2 protein-coding genes are annotated in these 1290 nt (G+C 74.3%); one reads left to right on the forward strand and one right to left on the reverse strand.

What is annotated here, in order from left to right; genetic code table 11:
- The coding region (locus tag H5J30_RS33890) for a TIGR03571 family LLM class oxidoreductase (protein ID WP_220189613.1) at nt 1-990 on the reverse strand (990 nt) is incomplete at its 3' end.
- A gap of 89 nt (nt 991-1079) precedes the next feature.
- Between H5J30_RS33890 and H5J30_RS33895 the strand changes: the two genes are divergently transcribed.
- The coding region (locus H5J30_RS33895; RefSeq protein WP_181791632.1) for a TetR family transcriptional regulator at nt 1080-1290 on the forward strand (211 nt) is incomplete at its 3' end.

Consider the following 1290-nt stretch of genomic DNA (forward strand, 5'->3'; position numbering starts at 1 on the left):
CGCGGGGTCGAGCGGCGCCGGGGCCGCCAGGGCGGGGAAGTGCGGGACGACCTCCTCGGCGAGTTGGGCGACCGCCTCCGCCGCGGGGCGGCGGCCGTGCTGGACGCCGAGGGCGGCGTGGTTGACGCCGGCTTCCCGCCAGCGGCCGAGGAGTTCGACCAGGGCGCGCGTGCCCGTACGCAGGACGAAGCCGCCGCGCAGCGGGGTGGGCGGGTGGCCGGGGTCCTCGACCAGGTCGATCCACTCGTTGGTGGCGACCGGGCGGAACTCGCCGCCGGGGACCAGTGCCCGCCAGTCGGCGAGCTTCTGCCCGAGGCGCTGCGGGCCCGCGGGGTCGGCCGTGGCGGAGGGGTACACCAGCCACCCGTCCGCGTACTCGGCGATCCAGTCGCGGGACTGCTGCGAGGATCCGGTGACCAGCAGCGGCACACCGCCGGACACCGGCTTCGGCAGCAGATGGGCACCGCCGGTGCCGTCCAGGGCGCCGTCCCCCAGGAGGTCCCGGAACGACGCGACCGCCTCCCGGTAGCGGGCGCCGCGCTCGGCGTGGTCCAGGCCGTACGCGGGGAACTCCACCGGGCGGTCGCCGGAGGCGATGCCGAGCACCAGCCGGCCGCCGCCGAGGTGGTCGACGGACGCCGCCTGCTTGGCGAGGTCGATGGGGTGGCGCAGCGGGAAGATCACGCTGCCGGCCGCCAGCGAGATCCGGGAGGTGTGGGCGGCGAGCCAGGTCAGGGCGGTCCACGGGTCGTAGACCTGCCCCACGTCGCCGAACGTGGGGTCGGCCAGGGGTACGTCCCGGACCCACGCCGCGGCGAAGCCGCCGCGCTCGGCGTCCTCGACGATCTTCGTCTGGCCGCGCAGTCCCGCCATGTCGCCGGCGTAGGGCCACAGGGGCAGGAACAGCCCCACGGTCAGCTCGCCGGGGGCGAACATGCGCCCGTAGCCGGGGTGGTTCACCCAGGAGGAGGCCGGTGCTGCAGCTTTCATCGATACCCATCCATCACTCTGGTTGGAACGTTCACTCCAGAGCATACGGCACGATTGGATCGAACGTTCCAGCCAGTAGACTCGGCGCCATGGCAGCCACCGCACCGCGCGACCGCGGGACCGACGCCGGCACCCGCCGCCGGATCATCGAGGCCACGTCCCTGCTGCTCCAGCAGCAGGGGTACGAGAGCACGTCGGTCAAGCGCATCGCCGCCGCCGCCCAGGCGTCGCCCAGCTCCGTGTACCACTTCTTCCCCGGCGGCAAGCAGGAGCTGGCCGTCGAGGCGATGCGCCACGGCG

It is taken from the genome of Streptomyces phytophilus, from assembly GCF_013870535.1.
In the GTDB taxonomy this organism is placed as follows: Bacteria; Actinomycetota; Actinomycetes; order Streptomycetales; family Streptomycetaceae; genus Streptomyces; species Streptomyces phytophilus.